Below are 14,005 nucleotides of genomic sequence, written 5' to 3' on the forward strand. Positions count from 1 at the left end.
CTACATCCCGAGGGAGGCGACGGTGGACTCGTCGATGTCGCCGAACTCCGCGAGGTCGCCGCCGTACTCGGACTGGAACGCTTCGGCGTCGCTCTCGCCGCCGAATCCGAGGAGGTCCCGTCCCATCGCGCCGACGACCTCCGAGCCGACGACGAACGTCACGGACTCGGCCTCTGCGAACGCGTCGGCCTCCGGGTGCGTGGAGACGAGCGTGTCGCCGCCGTCCTCGAAGACCTCGTAGTCGACGGCCGAGTAGTCGGTGACGTAGAACGCCTCCCTGCTCCAGCCATCGTCCTGACGCGCGAAGTCGAACTGGAAGGCCTCCCACGTCGAGTCGAAGCGCGCGGGGTTGGCGTGCCCCGCGGGCTCCTCGTCGGCGTAGAAGATTTCGCTGGTCGGCCCGGGGTGGTTTGGGACGACCATCCCGCAGACATCGCAGCTGTCGGACTCGTCGAGGGTCACCGGCTCGGGTGCCTCGCCGCTCCCGTCGCCCCCGGAGAGGCAGCCGGCGAGGCCACCGGTGGCGGCGACGGCCGTGGCGGTCGCACCGAGGATGCGCCGCCGCGAGACGCCGCGAGAATCGCTGGCCTCGCGGTGGCTGTGCCCGCACTCGTCGTGGTGATTGTGGTCGGTCATGGTGTGGGTGCGGTCGTGCTCGTTGTGGCGTTCGCGACTCACGTCTAAGTCGACTCCGCACAATTCCCGAACAGTGAAAACGCACGAAGGCAGCGGATACTCTCTCACCACGCCCTCAGGGTTGCACAACGTAGGCAATTCTAGCGGCTCCGTGCCGCTCGCGCCGCGGTGAGCGACACCGCCTCGAACGAGCCGCGTGGCCCGCCGCCGCGAGTCGGCGAGCAGGCTTTTGGTCCCGCACCCCGACCGCTGGCGTATGCGTCAGGTAGACACCTGTGACTTCTGTGGCGACGCCCCGGACGGCGTCTTTGAGGTGGTGCCCGCGGCCGTCTCCGACGGCCCCGTCCGGCTCGCGCTCTGCGCTGACTGCCGGACCACGCTGGAGACCGTTGTCGACCCGCTGCTCGCCGCCGACGCGAGCGACACGGAGCCGGCCAGCGACGGGACCGCCACCGCCGACAGCGACGACAGCAACGATAGCAACGACAGCGACGACGCCGCCGACGCGGCACCGAACACGCCCACGGCGATGCGGGACTCGCCCGACGCGGACGAGGCCGACAGCACCGACGCCGATTCCTCGGACGACGACGGCGTCACCATCGAGTCGGGTGGGAGTACGCCCGCCGAGCGGCCGGACGGCTACGCGCAAGTCCTCCGCCTGCTGGAGAACCGAGACGGCGGGATGCCCCGCGGGGACCTCCGCGCGCTCGCGACGAACGCCTACGACCTCGACGAGCGGACGTTCGAGACGGCCGTCGACGCCGCCGTCGAGAACGGCGACGTCGAGGACACGAGCGGCGGCCTCCGCCGGACGTAGCGGGCAGCGCCTGTCGGACCGGCCCCGGGTTCGCAGCGACTGTCGACCGGACGAACACTCTTGTCGGTTCCCGTTCGACGTGACGTATGCGCGACGCGAAGGGACTGTACCGCCGGCTGGACGACTGGGCGCGGGCGCTCTCCCGCGGGCAGTACGCGCTGGTCGCCGGGCTCGTCGCCGGCGTCTGCGTGTTCGTGGTTGGCCTGTTCAGCGACGCGTCGGCGTTCTCGGCGGTCACGATGGCGGTCGCGATGACCGTCGTCTACTACCTCATGGACCCGAACGACGCGGACTGACCGAGCCAGCGAGCCGTCGGCACGCCGTGCTCAGAGCTCGCCCTTCGTCGACGGCGTCTCGCCCGCCCGGCGCTCGTCCACGCGGGTCGCGTCGTCGAGCGTCCGCGCGACGCCCTTGAACAGCGCCTCTATCTCGTGGTGGGCGTTCTCGCCCGTGACCTCGCAGTGCAGCGTGACGCCCGCGTTCGTCGCGAAACTCCGCCAGAAGTGCGTGGCCATGTGGCTCGTCAGCCCGCCGACTTCGCTCTGGCTGAACTCGCCGTCGAACCGGTAGAGCGGCCGGCCGGAGATGTCCACGACGACCGACGCCACCGCCTCGTCCAGCGGCACGCGGCGGTCCGCGAACCGCTCGATGCCGCGCTTGTCGCCCACGGCCTCGTCGAAGGCGTCCCCCAGCGCGATGCCCACGTCCTCGACGGTGTGGTGGTCGTCGACCTCCAGGTCGCCGTCGCAGCGCGCCGTCAGGTCGAACAGTCCGTGTTTCGCGAACGACGCCAGCATGTGGTCGAAGAACCCGACGCCCGTGTCGACCGTGCTCTCGCCGTCCCCGTCGAGGTCGAGCGTGACCTCCACCTCGGTCTCGGCCGTCTCCCGCGTCACCGCGGCCGCGCGGTCTGTCATGGCTGTCTGTCTCGGCCCCGGCCTCATGGTCGTTGCGCTCGTCGGAGTCTGCCCGAAAACCAGTTACTCCACTGCTCGCTGCGCTTCTTCGAGCGTGAACGACCCCTCGTAGAGCGCGGTGCCGACGACGACGCCGGCGGCCCCCGCGTCCCTGAGGGAGCGCACGTCGTCGACGGTGGCGACGCCGCCGCTCGCTATCACGGGGATGTCGACGCGCTCGGCGAGTTCGCGGACGGGCTCGGTGCGGACGCCCTCTTGGCGGCCTTCCACGTCCACGTCCGTGAACAGGATGGCGGCCGCGCCGAGGTCGACGTAGCGCTCGGCGGCCTCGATGGGATCCACGCCGGTGCCCTCGGTCCACCCCTCGACGACGACCTCGCCGCCCTTCGCGTCGAGGCTCACCATCACGCCGTCGCCGTACTCGGCGGCTACCTCGCCGACGATGTCGGGGTTCTGGACGGCGGCGGTCCCGAGGATGACGCGGTCGACGCCCCGGTCCAGCAGGTCGACGGCGTCCTCGGCGGTCCGGATGCCGCCCCCGACCTGCACGGAGACGTCGGTCGCGTCGAGGATGCTGTCGACGGCGTCGGCGTTCGCGCGAGCGCCCTCGAACGCGCCGTCGAGGTCCACGAGGTGGAGCGTGTCCGCGCCCTCGTCGACCCACCGAGTTGCGGCCTCCACGGGGTCGCCGTACGTCCGTTCCGTCCCGCGCTCCCCCTGAACGAGCTGGACGACTTCCCCGTCCTGCATGTCGACGGCGGGCACGACCGCGAACGACTCGAAGGTCATACTGTCACCACGAGCCGCCGCGTATAAAACCCCACGCTGGCGGCGGTCTCCGGCCGGTCACATCCCGGACGGGCGGCGGGAGAGCCGCCCCGACCGGGAGCGAACAACAACTACTATGACTCGGGGAATCCAACTGCTGAGGTGATGCCGACCGTAGAATACCTCAACTACGAGACTCTGGACGACCAGGGCTGGGACATGGACGACGACGACCTCTTCGAGAAGGCTGCCGACGCCGGCCTCGACGATGAGGACTACGGCTCCCTGGAAGTCGCACAGGGCGAGTACATCCTCGAAGCGGCCGAGGCGCAGGGCTACGACTGGCCGTTCTCGTGCCGCGCCGGTGCCTGTGCGAACTGCGCGTCCATCGTCAAGGAGGGCGACATCGACATGGACATGCAGCAGATCCTCAGCGACGAGGAGGTCGAGGAGAAGAACGTTCGCCTGACCTGCATCGGCTCGCCGGCCGCCGACGAGGTCAAGATCGTCTACAACGCGAAGCACCTCGACTACCTGCAGAACCGCGTCATCTAACGCGGCGACGCGACGACCCACACCGTTTTTTCGCCGGACGCGTGCAAAAGGGCTAAGCAACCACGGGTCCGTCACCCGGTAGTGGTGGACGCTTCGATACCGGACCTCCTGCGGCTCGTTGCCGTGCCGGCGCTCGGCTGGGCCGCGATACGCGACGTGAGCACGCGCCGCGTGCCGAACGACCTCTGGGGCCCGCTCGCGTTCCTCGGCCTGCTCCTGTTGCTGTGGGACGGCTTCGTCGCGCTCGGCCAGCCGGGCGCGTTCACGCCGTTCGTCGTGCGGGCGGCGTTCAGCCTCCTGTTCGTGATTCCGCTCGCGTACGGCTTCTGGTACGTCGGCGGGTTCGGCGGTGCCGACGCTCGCGCGTTCATGGTGCTCGCGGTGCTGTTCCCGACGTACCCCTACTATCAGGTGGCGGGCTCGGCGTTCCCCGAGGTCCAGACCACGCTGGGCGTCTTCTCCCTGACGATTCTGACGAATACCGTCCTCATCGGGCTGGCGTACCCGCTCGTGCTCGGCCTGCGGAACGCGTTCGCCGGTGAGTTCTCGGTCGTGATGTTCGTCGGGCGTCGGGTCGCGGTCGACGACCTCCCCGAGGTCCACGGCAGCCTCCTCGAGGACGGCAGCGGCTTCACGCGGAACGGGCTCGACCTCGACGCGCTCCGCATGTACCTCCGGTGGCGCGGCCTGACGCTGTCGGACCTCCGCGTGGACCCCGAACTCAGGGACCCCGACACGCTCCCCGACGAGCCGAACGAGCCGACCGACGGCGCTGTCGTCACGGACGGGAGCGGCGACCCCTGGGGCGCGGCCGCGTTCCTCGACGACATCGACCACTCCGCCTACGGCACGACGCCCGCCCAGCTCCGGGAGGGACTCGACCTGGTCGCCGACCGCGAGGACGTCTGGGTGACGCCCGGCGTCCCGTTCCTGGTGCCGCTGTTCGTCGGTCTCGTCGTCGCGCTCACGTTCGGCGACGTGCTGTTCTACGTCCTGGACGCGTTCGGCGTCGCGGCCTGACGCCGGGACACAACCACTAACCCCGCTGCCCGCCACGCTCCGGTATGGAGTTCGACGTCGACCTCGACTTCGGGGGTGCCGGCAGCACGGACGGCGGCGACGGCCTCGTCACCGTGGTCGCGCAGGACGCCGACAGCGGCGACGTGCTGATGCTCGCGTACGCCACCCGCGAGGCCGTCGCGAAGACCGCTGAGACGGGGCGGGCGCACTACTACTCGCGGTCCCGGGACGAACTCTGGGAGAAGGGCGCGACCAGCGGCAACACCCAAGCCGTCGAGGAGATTCGCGTGGACTGCGACGGTGACGCACTGCTGTATCTAGTCGACCAGTCCGGCGGTGCCTGTCACACCGGCTACGAGTCCTGTTTCCACCGCACGCTCGACGGCGATGTCGTCGGTGAGAAAGTGTTCGACCCCGAGGAGACGTACTAGTTACTCGGCGCTCGCGACGTCGGCGAGCACGTCCGGCGCTCGCTCCAGCGCGTCGTCCAGCGCGTCGCTGTCGGGGCCGCCGCCCTGCGCGAAGTCGGCGGGGCCGCCACCGCCGCCGCCGACCATCCCCGCGAGTTCGCCGACGACCTCGCCCGCGTTCACGGGGACGCCGTCGGGCACGGCGACGACGAACTGCGCGCCGTCAGCGCCGGACCCGACGACGGCGACCTTCCCGCCGTCGACCAGTGCGTTCGCGGTCGCGCGAAGTTCGTCCATGTCGCCGTCCACGCGCTGCACGACGGCGGTCGTCCCGGCGACATCGACTTCCTCGCCGGTGCTGCCGCCGGACGCACGGGCCTCGGCGAGCTGTTCTTTGAGGTCCTCGATGGTCTTCCCGCGTTCCTTCCACTCGGTGAAGAACCGCTCGGCGGTCTCGGGGACCTCCGACGGCGTCACGTCGAGGATGTCGGCGGCCGCGAGCAGGTCGTCCTCCATCGACTGCACGCGCTCGACGGCGGCCGCGCCCGCGGCGAACGTGATGCGCTCGACGCCGTCCTGGACGCGCTCCGTGTTCAGAATCTTGATGGAGCCGATTTCGCCCGTGCGGTCGACGTGCGTCCCGCCGCACGCCTGCACGTCCTCGGCGACGTGGACGAGCCGGATGTTCTCCCCGGTCGGGATACCGCCCTGATAGAGGTCGAAGCCGTACTTCTCCTCGGCCTCGTTTCGGTTCGGCCACTCGCGCTGTACGCTCGTGTTCGACGTGACGATGTCGTTGGCGACGCGCTCGATCTCCTTCGTGGTCTCACGGTCGAGGCGCTCGTAGTGCGAGATGTCGATGCGCGAGGAGTCCGTGCCCTTCTGCGCGCCGGCCTGCCGGACGTGCTCGCCGAGCACCTCGCGGGCGGCGTGGACGACGACGTGTGTGGCGGTGTGGTGGGCCATCAGCCGGCGGCGGCGCTCGACGTCGATCTGGCCGCGCACGAACTCGCCCTTCCCGGGGCTCTCGTCGGTCCGGTGGAGGACCACGTCGCCGCGCTTCTGGACGTCGACCACGTCGACGGTGCGGTCGTCGGTCGACAGCGTCCCGGTGTCGGCGGGCTGACCGCCGCCCTCCGGGTAGAACATCGTCTGGTCGAGCACCACGTCGTAGGCGGCCTCGCCGTCCTCGTTCTCGCGTTCGAAAACGTCGAGGACGACGGCCTCGAACTCGGAGCGGTAGGCGTCGTCGTAGTACAGCGTCTCCGTGTTCGGGAGGTCACCGAGCCGCTCGTCCTCGTCGCCGGCGGTCGCCGTCCCGCCGTCGCCCTCGTCGTGGCGGGCCGCCACCAGCGAGTAGAAGTCGTCGGGGGCGTCGACCTCGGCACCGACCTCGGCCGCGATGTCGGCGACCATGTCCGGCTGGATGCCGTGGGAGTCGTAGAGCTCGATGAGCTCGTCGGTCGGGACGGGTTCGCCGCGCTCGGCGTAGTCCTCGGCGAGCTGCTCGACCCGGCGGCCGCCGCGTTCGAGGGTCTCGGCGTACTTCTCGACCTCCGAGCGCACGATGCTCCGGATGGAGTCGCGGTTCTCGTAGCCGAGGCGTTCGGCCTGCATGTCGACGAGTTCGTCGAGCGGCACGTCCGCGCCCACATCGTCGACGAGGCGCTTGGTGCGGCGCAGCACCATGCGCGCGAGGTAGCCGGTGCCGACGTTCGACGGCACGATGCCGTCCCCGAACATGTACGCGAGGACGCGGGAGTGGTCGGCGATAGCGTAGATGTCTTCGAGCGGTTCGACGAGTTCGGTGAGGTAGTCGGCGTCGACGCCGAGTTCGTCGGCGACCGCGGCGCGCGCCGTGTCCATGTCGTCGATCTCGTCGATGTCGAGGTTCCCGGAGAGCTTCGACGCGCGGTGGACGAGGTCGGCCTCTTCGTCGGTGTGCTCGATGCCCGCCTGCTCCTTGAGGAAGTCGATGGTCTCGGGGTAGACGGCCTCGTAGACGGTCGGCGTGCCCTGGCTCATCCACGTCCAGCGCTCGACGCCGTAGCCGGTGTCGACGACGCGGCGGTCCATCTCCGCGTACGTGTTCCCGTCTTTCATCTCGTACTCGCCGTCCGGGTCCAGTTCGAGGCTCATGAAGACGAGCGTCGCCAGTTCGAGGCCCCGGTAGATGACCTCGAAGGCGGGGCCGGCGTTGCCGCCGCCGACCCACGGGTCCTCGATGAACGTGACCTCGTCGAGCGGGACGCCGACTTCTTCGAGGAGCCCCTCGCAGTACTCGACGGTCTGGTCCTTCCAGTACACCTCGCCGTCGTAGGCGTAGTCGGTGCCCTCGTCGGCGTTGAACGCGTGGTGGCCGAGCATCTCGAAGGCCATCGTGTGCCGGCCGGTCTTCCCGACGTTGTCGATGTCCTGCATCCGGATGCAGGGCTGGCTCACGACCAGCGGGTTCGCGGGCGGCGGGGATTCGCCGGACGTGACGTGTGGCTGGAAGTCGTAGATGGACGCCTGCGTGAGCAGCACGTCGTCCCGCCAGCGGTTCGCCGCGACGGGGTAGGGGTCGATGCGGTCGTGGCCCTCGCGCTCGAAGTACGACAGCATCTCCTCGCGCATCTCCGTCAGCGAGTACTCCTCGCCGAAGCCGGGGTCGTCGATGAACTGGTAGTCCTCACAGGGCGGTTCGCCGCAGGTCTCTCGGGTGTCGTCCCGGGTCCAGAAGTGAGCGCCGCACTCCACGCACTCCTTCCGGGCGAACCCCTCCTCCTCGAAGTAGTCGAGGCGGTAGGCGGATTCGAGGTCGCTCATTGGGAGTAGGGTGCCGACGAGTGAGTAAAACAGTTCCGGGAGCGCGAGACGGCGCGTGAGCATCGCGAACGCGCCGTCTCGGTACACGCGAACGCGGAGCGAAGCGATGCGTGAGCCGCGAGACGCCGAGCGCCGCGAGGCGTCTCCGAACGGGCGAATGGCGCGGTAGCGCCGTGAGTTGCGAGACGCCGTCAGGGTCTCGAATAGTGCGAACGGCGACCCCGAATCGGTGCCTGTCAACGTCCGACACGCTTACGACGCCAGTGTGCCAACCGTGGGGCAATGGGTTCCCGACGATGCTCCCGACGCGCCCTCCTCACCAGCGTCGGCGCGGCCGCCGCGACGGCCGCAGCGGGCTGTACCGCGCCGACGAAGACCACGCAGTCGACGACGCGCTCCCGGTCGAGCGAGAGCGACAGCGACGCGCCAGACCCGGACCTGTCGCTGTCCGGCGACGACCGGTGGGCGACCTACGGCTACGACGGCGGACACACGGGCTACAACCCCGACGCGTCGTCGGTCGGCGACACCGCCGTCTCCGTCTGGGAGTCGGGCGTCGACGGCATCTACACGCTCCGCGAGCCGGCGGTCGCGGACGGCCGGCTGTTCGTCGGGAGCAAGCAGACGATGTGGGCGTTCGACGCGGCCACCGGCGAGGACGAGTGGAAGACCTACCTCGGCGGGATGGCACACCACTTCGCGCCCACCCACCGAGACGGGACGCTGTACACCGTCTCGAAGCAGGGGGCTGGCGTCGACACCGGCGCGTCGGGGGCCGTGCAGGCGCTCAGCGCCAGCTCCGGTGGGAAGCTGTGGTCGACGTCGGTGCCGGCGACGTCGACGGTCGCCCACGACGGCAGCCGGCTGTACGTCGCCGCCAAGGAGAACGGCGCGGGGTACGTCCGCGCGCTCGACCCGGAGTCCGGGGACCGCGGCTGGCGGTTCGACGTCCCTGACGCCGACCGGAGTTCCGTCACCGGCACCCCGGCGCACGCCGACGGTGTCGTCTACGTGACCGCGACCCTGACCGGTGGCGACGGGTCGACGAGCGGCCGACTGTACGCGCTCGACGCCAGCGACGGGAGCGTGGCGTGGTCGGTCGGCACGCCCGGTGCGCTCGACGTGGCACCGGTCGTGACCGGCGACCGCGTGTTCGCCGCAGCCCGCGACGGCACTGTCCACGCGTTCACGCTCGCCGGCGACACCGCGTGGACCGCCGACACTGGTGCGTCGATATACTCGCGGCCGACGCACGCCGACGACCGGCTGTTCGTCGTGACGGTGGGCGACGTGGTCGCGCTGGACGCGGGCGGCGAGGAGGCGTGGCGCGCCGGCAGCGAGCGCACCCAGATGACGGGCGCGACCGTCGCCGACGACACGCTCTACGTCGGCGGCGAACCGCTGTTCGCGCTCGACACGGCGACCGGCGACGTGCGCTTCGACCTCCCGGTCGACGAGTACCACGGGGCGTACGGCGCGCCCGTCGCGGCCGGCGACGCCCTGTTCGTCGGCGTCTGCATCAAGGACCAGATGGGTGCCCGATACGACAACTACGTCCGTGCCTACACGTAGCCCGGCGGCGACTCGCCCGCCCGTCGCGGAGCGAAGTGGCGAGGCCGGCTGTCGCCCGCGGTACTTTACCCTCGGCTCGTGTAGCCGGGGGTATGGGCAGAATGGTCGACGGCGAGTGGCACACGGACGAGGAGATGATAGACCACGGCGAGGACGGCGAGTTCGAGCGCGAGGAGACGAGCTTCCGTGACTGGGTCGGCGAGGACGTGCCGGCCGAGTCCGGACGCTACCACCTCTACGTTTCGTACGCGTGCCCGTGGGCACACCGCACCCTCCTCGTGCGGGCGCTGAAGGGGCTGGAGGACGCCGTCTCGGTGAGCGTCGTCGACCCCGTCCGGTACGACCAGGGCTGGGAGTTCGACGCGGAGAAACCCGGGTCGACGCCGGACCACCTGTTCGGTCACGACTACCTTCGGGACGTGTACACCGAGGCTGACTCCGAGTACTCGGGCCGCGTGACGGTGCCGGTGCTGTTCGACACCGAGACGGACACCATCGTGAACAACGAGAGCGAGGAGATCATGCGGATGTTCGACGGCGCGTTCGACGACCTCGCGGCCCGCGACGTGGACCTCTACCCGGAGGGCTACCGGGACGAAATCGACCACCGCATCGAGGACATCTACGACCCCATCAACAACGGTGTCTACCGCGCCGGGTTCGCGGACACCCAGCGCGCCTACGAGAACGCCGTCGACGACCTGTTCTCGGCGCTCGCGCGCTACGACGACCTGCTCGCCGACCAGCGGTACCTCGCTGGCGACCGCCTCACGCTCGCGGACGTCGCGATGTTCACCACGCTCTACCGCTTCGACGAGGTCTACCACACGCACTTTAAGTGCAACCGCCGCCAGATTGCGGAGTACGACAGCCTCTGGCCGTACCTCCGGGAGCTCTGCCAGCTCCCCGGCGTCGCGGACACCCTCGACATGGACCACGTGAAGAACCACTACTACCGGAGCCACGGCCAGCTCAACCCGAAGCGGCTCGTCGCCACGGGCCCGAACCCGGACTTCTCCGCGCCCCACGACCGCGACGAACTGCCCGGCGGCCCGCCCGAGGCGCTGCTGGACTGAACAGTTTTCCGCGCGCCAGCCGTCTCCGGTCGCATGGACCTCTCCCGCGACGACCTCCCGGGTCTCGCGCTCGCCGTCCTCGTCTGCGAGGCCGTCGGCGCGTCCCCCGCGCTCGTCACCGCCACCGGCTCCGGAACGTGGTACGACTCGCTCGCCCAGCCGGCGTTCGCGCCGCCGAACTGGGTGTTCGGCCCCGTGTGGACCGCGCTGTTCGCCGCGCTCGGCGTCGCCGCCTACCTCGTTCTCCGGGACGGCGAGGGCCGACAGCGAACCGTCGCGTTCGGGCTGTTCGTCGCACAGTACGTCCTGAACGTCGCGTGGACGCTCGTCTTCTTCGGCGACCAGAACATCACGGGCGGGCTCGCCGTCATCACCGGGCTCTGGCTGCTCATCGTCGCGACGCTCGCGGCGTTCGTCCGCGTGCGCCGCGCGGCGGGCTACCTGCTCGTCCCGTACCTCGCGTGGGTGAGCTTCGCCGCCGTCCTCAACTACGGCTTCTGGACGCTGAACTAGCGCTGCTCGTGACCGACCTGGATGCCGCCTTCCTCGCTCCAGAGTTCGAGGCGCTCGTCGACGGCCTCGAACACCTCGCCGACGTCGAGGTCGTTCTCGTTCGCGAGGTGGAGGACGTACGCCGCGAGTAGGTCGAACTGGGGGTTCGGGCCCTGCGTGGCGAACTTCCCGTCGTTGAGCAGCATGTTCGCGCCGCCCTCGTCGCCCATCTGGATGACTGCCGTCGGGGACTCCTCGTCCGCGCTGATCATCTCGACGGCGTCCTCTTGGAAGTCAGTGAGGTCTACCATGCGCGAGCGTTCGTCCGCGCGCTGAAGAAGGTGCTGTTACTCGCCGGCGGCCGGGTCCGCGGTTATGCCGACGCCTCGGCGTTCAGCGCGACCGAAGCGAGCAGGGCTTCGAGCTGGACGCGCTCGTTCGCGCCCTCGGCGATACGGTAGTCGGCCTCGCCGAGCCGGTCGAGCAGCCGGACGGCGGCGGCCTCCTCCACGTCGAAGCTCCAGACGGAGCGGTGAATCTGGTCGATGATGTCGCCGCCCGCGAGCCCGCGATTCGTGAGCAGGTCGTCGAGGGTGGCGCGCGCGGCCGTGAAGTCGCCGCCGAGCGCCTCCGTGACCATGTCCTCTATCTCTTCGGGGCGGGCGGTCGCCGTGATGGCGTAGACGGTTTCCTCGTCGACGATTTCGCCGGTCGCGGAGGCCGCCTGCAGGGCGTTGATGGCGCGCCGCATGTCGCCGTCGGCGGCGTACACGAGCGCGTCGATGCCGTCCGACGTGTAGTCGAGTCCCTCTTCTTCCGCGATGGTGCGGAGGTGGTCGGCGACCGCGTCGTCGCCGAGTTGCGCGAACCGGAACACCGCACACCGGGACTGGATGGGGTCGATGATCTTCGAGGAGTAGTTACAGGAGAGGATGAACCGCGTGTTGTTCGAGAACTGCTCCATCGTCCGGCGGAGCGCGGACTGGGCGTCGTCGGTGAGCGCGTCCGCCTCGTCGAGGAAGATGACGCGGTAGTCGTGGCCGCCGAACGACGACCGCGCGAAGTCCTTGATGCGGTCCCGGACGACGTCGATGCCGCGCTGGTCGCTGGCGTTCAGTTCGAGGAAGTTGTCCTGCCAGTCGCCGCCGTAGATCTCCTTCGCGATGGAGACCGCCGACGCCGTCTTCCCGGTGCCCGCCGGGCCCGCGAACAGGAGGTGCGGGAGGTCGTCGCGGTCGACGTAGCTCTGCAGGCGCTCCGTGATGTCGGGGTGCCCGACGACGTCTTCGAGGCGCTCCGGTCGATACTTCTCGACCCAGATTTCCTGCCGTCCGCCGGCGGCGTCTGCCATGCCCGGAGACAGGAGCGTGTTCGACTTAAACAGTGCGAGACCCGAGCGAGCGCAGCGAACGAGGGTCTCGGGATTGCGAGCGGTGAACGGAGTGAGCCGCGAGACGTGGGTGAGAGCCTCGGAGTGGACGAGCGGGGGAGCGGAGCGACCCGCGAGGCGCGACCGAGCGTCCGACGACCGATAAATCAACTCACGTACACGTTTAAGGCGGGCGGCGTTGACACTCCGACCATGGACAGAACGCAGCTCCGCGCCGTCGCGCTCGCGCTCGTACTGGTCGCCGCGCTGCCCGTGCTGTCGGGCGTGGCGGCGGCCGAGGAACGAACCGGCGGCACCATGGTCGTCGAGGCGGGTGAGACGGTCGACGAGGACCTTCAGGCCGTCGGCGGCACCGTCCTCGTCCGCGGGACCGTCGACGGCGACCTCCAGGCGTTCGCGGGGACGGTCGTCGTCGAAGAGTCGGGGACCGTCACCGGCGACGTACAGGGCGCGGCCGGCAGCATCACCATCGCCGGGACAGTCGGCGAAGACGTCGAAATCGCCGGTGGGAGCATCGACATCGCGGAGTCGGCCACCATCGGCGGCGACGTCGACACCGGCGCGGGGTCGTTCAGCCTCGACGGCCGCGTCGACGGCACGGTCCGGGTCGGGGCCGGCTCCATCCTGCTCGGGTCGACGGCGTCGGTCGGCGGCGACTTCGTCTACGACGGCGACCTCGAACGAGCCGACGGCGCGACTGTCGACGGCGAGGTCCGCGAGGACCCCAGCCTCTCCGGAGCCGAATTTCAGGGGCTGACGGGGGTCGCGGAATGGCTGTTCACCGCGTACAGCCTCGCGCTGACGTTCGTCTTCGGTGCCATCCTCTTGCTGCTCGCGCCCGGCGTCGCCGCCGCGGCCGGCTTCGACAGCCGCGAACAGCCCGCCAGAACGGCGGGCGCGGGTCTGGTCGCGCTCATCGCGGGCCCCGCGCTATTCATCGCGCTCCTGCTGACCGTCGTCGGCATCCCGCTCGCGCTGCTGTGGCTGTTCGTCTACGTGTTGCTGTTGCTCGTCGGGTTCGTGCTCGGCGAGTACGCGGTCGGCGCGTGGCTGCTGTCGCTGGCGGACTTCGAGAACCGGTGGGTGGCGCTGCTCGTCGGCGTGCTCGCCGTGTTCGCGGTCGGCCGGGTCCCGTTCGTCGGCGGCATCGTGGAGTTCGTCGTGCTCCTGCTCGGGCTCGGCGCGCTCGCGACCGCCGGCTGGCGGCACGTTCGGCGTCGCCGCAGCGACGACACCGACACCGCGGCGGCCTGACCGCGGGGCTGAAGGGCGTCGGCGGGCAACTGCCGGTATGCGCGTGACCGTGGAGGTGGTCGGCGGGGAGACCCGGGAGTTCGACGTGACCGACGAGACGTACGCCGACCTCCTCGCGGACCTCGACCTGAGTCCCCACGAGGTGTCCGTGATGGTCGACGGGACGCCGGTCCCGGAGGACCAGCCGGTCGACGCCGACCACGTCCGGGTGCTGCGACTCATTCAGGGCGGGTAGCGTGGCGGCCGCGAGCGACCTCGCAGTCCGGCCCGCCGGCTCCCGGGACCAC

The 14,005-nt window shown here is 70.0% G+C and carries 16 protein-coding genes; 10 read left to right on the plus strand and 6 right to left on the minus strand.

Annotated features, from left to right (window positions below; all coding sequences use genetic code 11):
- Positions 1–678 carry a nitrous oxide reductase accessory protein NosL gene (locus BMW35_RS09455; protein WP_245708159.1) on the minus strand — a complete coding sequence of 226 codons (678 nt, stop codon included), beginning with the start codon at positions 676–678 and terminating at the stop codon, positions 1–3.
- Positions 679–892: 214 nt separating this feature from the next.
- Between BMW35_RS09455 and BMW35_RS09460 the strand changes: the two genes are divergently transcribed.
- Positions 893–1,456 (plus strand): hypothetical protein, encoded by a 564-nt coding sequence (locus tag BMW35_RS09460; RefSeq protein WP_089669199.1) that lies wholly within the window; start codon positions 893–895, stop codon positions 1,454–1,456.
- 86 nt (positions 1,457–1,542) lie between these two features.
- Complete coding sequence (locus tag BMW35_RS09465; protein WP_089669200.1) at positions 1,543–1,752, plus strand: hypothetical protein; 210 nt, start codon at positions 1,543–1,545, stop codon at positions 1,750–1,752.
- Positions 1,753–1,782: 30 nt separating this feature from the next.
- Here the strand turns inward: BMW35_RS09465 and hisB are convergent, their stop codons facing one another.
- Both hisB and hisA read right to left on the minus strand, forming a co-directional pair.
- Positions 1,783–2,373 carry an imidazoleglycerol-phosphate dehydratase HisB gene (gene hisB / locus BMW35_RS09470; protein ID WP_089669201.1) on the minus strand — a complete coding sequence of 197 codons (591 nt, stop codon included), beginning with the start codon at positions 2,371–2,373 and terminating at the stop codon, positions 1,783–1,785.
- A 63-nt stretch (positions 2,374–2,436) separates the two neighbouring features.
- Positions 2,437–3,162: a 1-(5-phosphoribosyl)-5-[(5-phosphoribosylamino)methylideneamino]imidazole-4-carboxamide isomerase gene (gene hisA / locus BMW35_RS09475; RefSeq protein ID WP_089669202.1), complete on the minus strand. Its 726-nt coding sequence runs from the start codon at positions 3,160–3,162 to the stop codon at positions 2,437–2,439.
- 144 nt (positions 3,163–3,306) lie between these two features.
- Between hisA and fer2 the strand changes: the two genes are divergently transcribed.
- The 3 genes from fer2 to hisI all read left to right on the plus strand — a co-directional run bounded on the left by fer2 (position 3,307) and on the right by hisI (position 5,147).
- Positions 3,307–3,696: a ferredoxin Fer2 gene (gene fer2 / locus BMW35_RS09480; RefSeq protein ID WP_089669203.1), complete on the plus strand. Its 390-nt coding sequence runs from the start codon at positions 3,307–3,309 to the stop codon at positions 3,694–3,696.
- A gap of 84 nt (positions 3,697–3,780) precedes the next feature.
- Entirely contained in the window at positions 3,781–4,716 is a 936-nt protein-coding gene (locus BMW35_RS09485) for a prepilin peptidase (protein ID WP_089669204.1), read from the plus strand.
- Positions 4,717–4,760: 44 nt separating this feature from the next.
- Positions 4,761–5,147: a phosphoribosyl-AMP cyclohydrolase gene (hisI, locus tag BMW35_RS09490; RefSeq protein ID WP_089669205.1), complete on the plus strand. Its 387-nt coding sequence runs from the start codon at positions 4,761–4,763 to the stop codon at positions 5,145–5,147.
- Here hisI and alaS read toward each other — a convergent pair whose 3' ends face one another.
- A complete protein-coding gene (gene alaS, locus BMW35_RS09495; protein WP_089670399.1) occupies positions 5,148–7,934 on the minus strand; it encodes an alanine--tRNA ligase in 2,787 nt (928 codons plus the stop codon). It lies immediately after the preceding gene.
- Positions 7,935–8,216: 282 nt separating this feature from the next.
- Between alaS and BMW35_RS09500 the strand changes: the two genes are divergently transcribed.
- The 3 genes from BMW35_RS09500 to BMW35_RS09510 all read left to right on the plus strand — a co-directional run bounded on the left by BMW35_RS09500 (position 8,217) and on the right by BMW35_RS09510 (position 11,095).
- Entirely contained in the window at positions 8,217–9,506 is a 1,290-nt protein-coding gene (locus BMW35_RS09500; RefSeq protein WP_089669206.1) for an outer membrane protein assembly factor BamB family protein, read from the plus strand.
- Between the two features lie 92 nt (positions 9,507–9,598).
- Positions 9,599–10,582 carry a glutathione S-transferase family protein gene (locus BMW35_RS09505; RefSeq protein WP_089669207.1) on the plus strand — a complete coding sequence of 328 codons (984 nt, stop codon included), beginning with the start codon at positions 9,599–9,601 and terminating at the stop codon, positions 10,580–10,582.
- Positions 10,583–10,615: 33 nt separating this feature from the next.
- Positions 10,616–11,095, plus strand: a complete 480-nt coding sequence (locus tag BMW35_RS09510) for a TspO/MBR family protein (RefSeq protein ID WP_089669208.1) — start codon at positions 10,616–10,618, stop codon at positions 11,093–11,095.
- Here BMW35_RS09510 and BMW35_RS09515 read toward each other — a convergent pair.
- A complete protein-coding gene (locus BMW35_RS09515; protein WP_089669209.1) occupies positions 11,092–11,385 on the minus strand; it encodes a hypothetical protein in 294 nt (97 codons plus the stop codon). The genes BMW35_RS09510 and BMW35_RS09515 overlap by 4 nt on opposite strands.
- A 62-nt stretch (positions 11,386–11,447) precedes the next feature.
- Positions 11,448–12,425 carry a replication factor C small subunit gene (locus BMW35_RS09520; RefSeq protein ID WP_089669210.1) on the minus strand — a complete coding sequence of 326 codons (978 nt, stop codon included), beginning with the start codon at positions 12,423–12,425 and terminating at the stop codon, positions 11,448–11,450.
- 231 nt (positions 12,426–12,656) lie between these two features.
- On the opposite strand from BMW35_RS09520, the gene BMW35_RS09525 reads away from it, so the two are divergent.
- Both BMW35_RS09525 and samp2 read left to right on the plus strand, forming a co-directional pair.
- Positions 12,657–13,718: a bactofilin family protein gene (locus BMW35_RS09525; protein WP_089669211.1), complete on the plus strand. Its 1,062-nt coding sequence runs from the start codon at positions 12,657–12,659 to the stop codon at positions 13,716–13,718.
- A gap of 37 nt (positions 13,719–13,755) precedes the next feature.
- On the plus strand, positions 13,756–13,953 hold the full coding sequence (samp2, locus tag BMW35_RS09530) for a ubiquitin-like small modifier protein SAMP2 (RefSeq protein ID WP_089669212.1): 198 nt from the start codon (positions 13,756–13,758) through the stop codon (positions 13,951–13,953).
- Positions 13,954–14,005: the final 52 nt, after the last annotated feature.

The sequence above is a fragment of the Halobacterium jilantaiense genome (assembly GCF_900110535.1).
Lineage (GTDB): Archaea > Halobacteriota > Halobacteria > Halobacteriales > Halobacteriaceae > Halobacterium > Halobacterium jilantaiense.

Excerpts from the sequence above, each read along its gene's own strand:
- BMW35_RS09460 (WP_089669199.1), top strand. The coding sequence starts at position 893 with ATGCGTCAGGTAGACACCTGTGACTTCTGTGGCGACGCCCCGGACGGC.
- BMW35_RS09465 (WP_089669200.1), top strand. The coding sequence starts at position 1,543 with ATGCGCGACGCGAAGGGACTGTACCGCCGGCTGGACGACTGGGCGCGG.
- hisB (WP_089669201.1), bottom strand. The coding sequence starts at position 2,373 with ATGACAGACCGCGCGGCCGCGGTGACGCGGGAGACGGCCGAGACCGAG.
- hisA (WP_089669202.1), bottom strand. The coding sequence starts at position 3,162 with ATGACCTTCGAGTCGTTCGCGGTCGTGCCCGCCGTCGACATGCAGGAC.
- fer2 (WP_089669203.1), top strand. The coding sequence starts at position 3,307 with ATGCCGACCGTAGAATACCTCAACTACGAGACTCTGGACGACCAGGGC.
- hisI (WP_089669205.1), top strand. The coding sequence starts at position 4,761 with ATGGAGTTCGACGTCGACCTCGACTTCGGGGGTGCCGGCAGCACGGAC.
- alaS (WP_089670399.1), bottom strand. The coding sequence starts at position 7,934 with ATGAGCGACCTCGAATCCGCCTACCGCCTCGACTACTTCGAGGAGGAG.
- BMW35_RS09500 (WP_089669206.1), top strand. The coding sequence starts at position 8,217 with ATGGGTTCCCGACGATGCTCCCGACGCGCCCTCCTCACCAGCGTCGGC.
- BMW35_RS09505 (WP_089669207.1), top strand. The coding sequence starts at position 9,599 with ATGGGCAGAATGGTCGACGGCGAGTGGCACACGGACGAGGAGATGATA.
- BMW35_RS09510 (WP_089669208.1), top strand. The coding sequence starts at position 10,616 with ATGGACCTCTCCCGCGACGACCTCCCGGGTCTCGCGCTCGCCGTCCTC.
- BMW35_RS09515 (WP_089669209.1), bottom strand. The coding sequence starts at position 11,385 with ATGGTAGACCTCACTGACTTCCAAGAGGACGCCGTCGAGATGATCAGC.
- BMW35_RS09520 (WP_089669210.1), bottom strand. The coding sequence starts at position 12,425 with ATGGCAGACGCCGCCGGCGGACGGCAGGAAATCTGGGTCGAGAAGTAT.
- BMW35_RS09525 (WP_089669211.1), top strand. The coding sequence starts at position 12,657 with ATGGACAGAACGCAGCTCCGCGCCGTCGCGCTCGCGCTCGTACTGGTC.
- samp2 (WP_089669212.1), top strand. The coding sequence starts at position 13,756 with ATGCGCGTGACCGTGGAGGTGGTCGGCGGGGAGACCCGGGAGTTCGAC.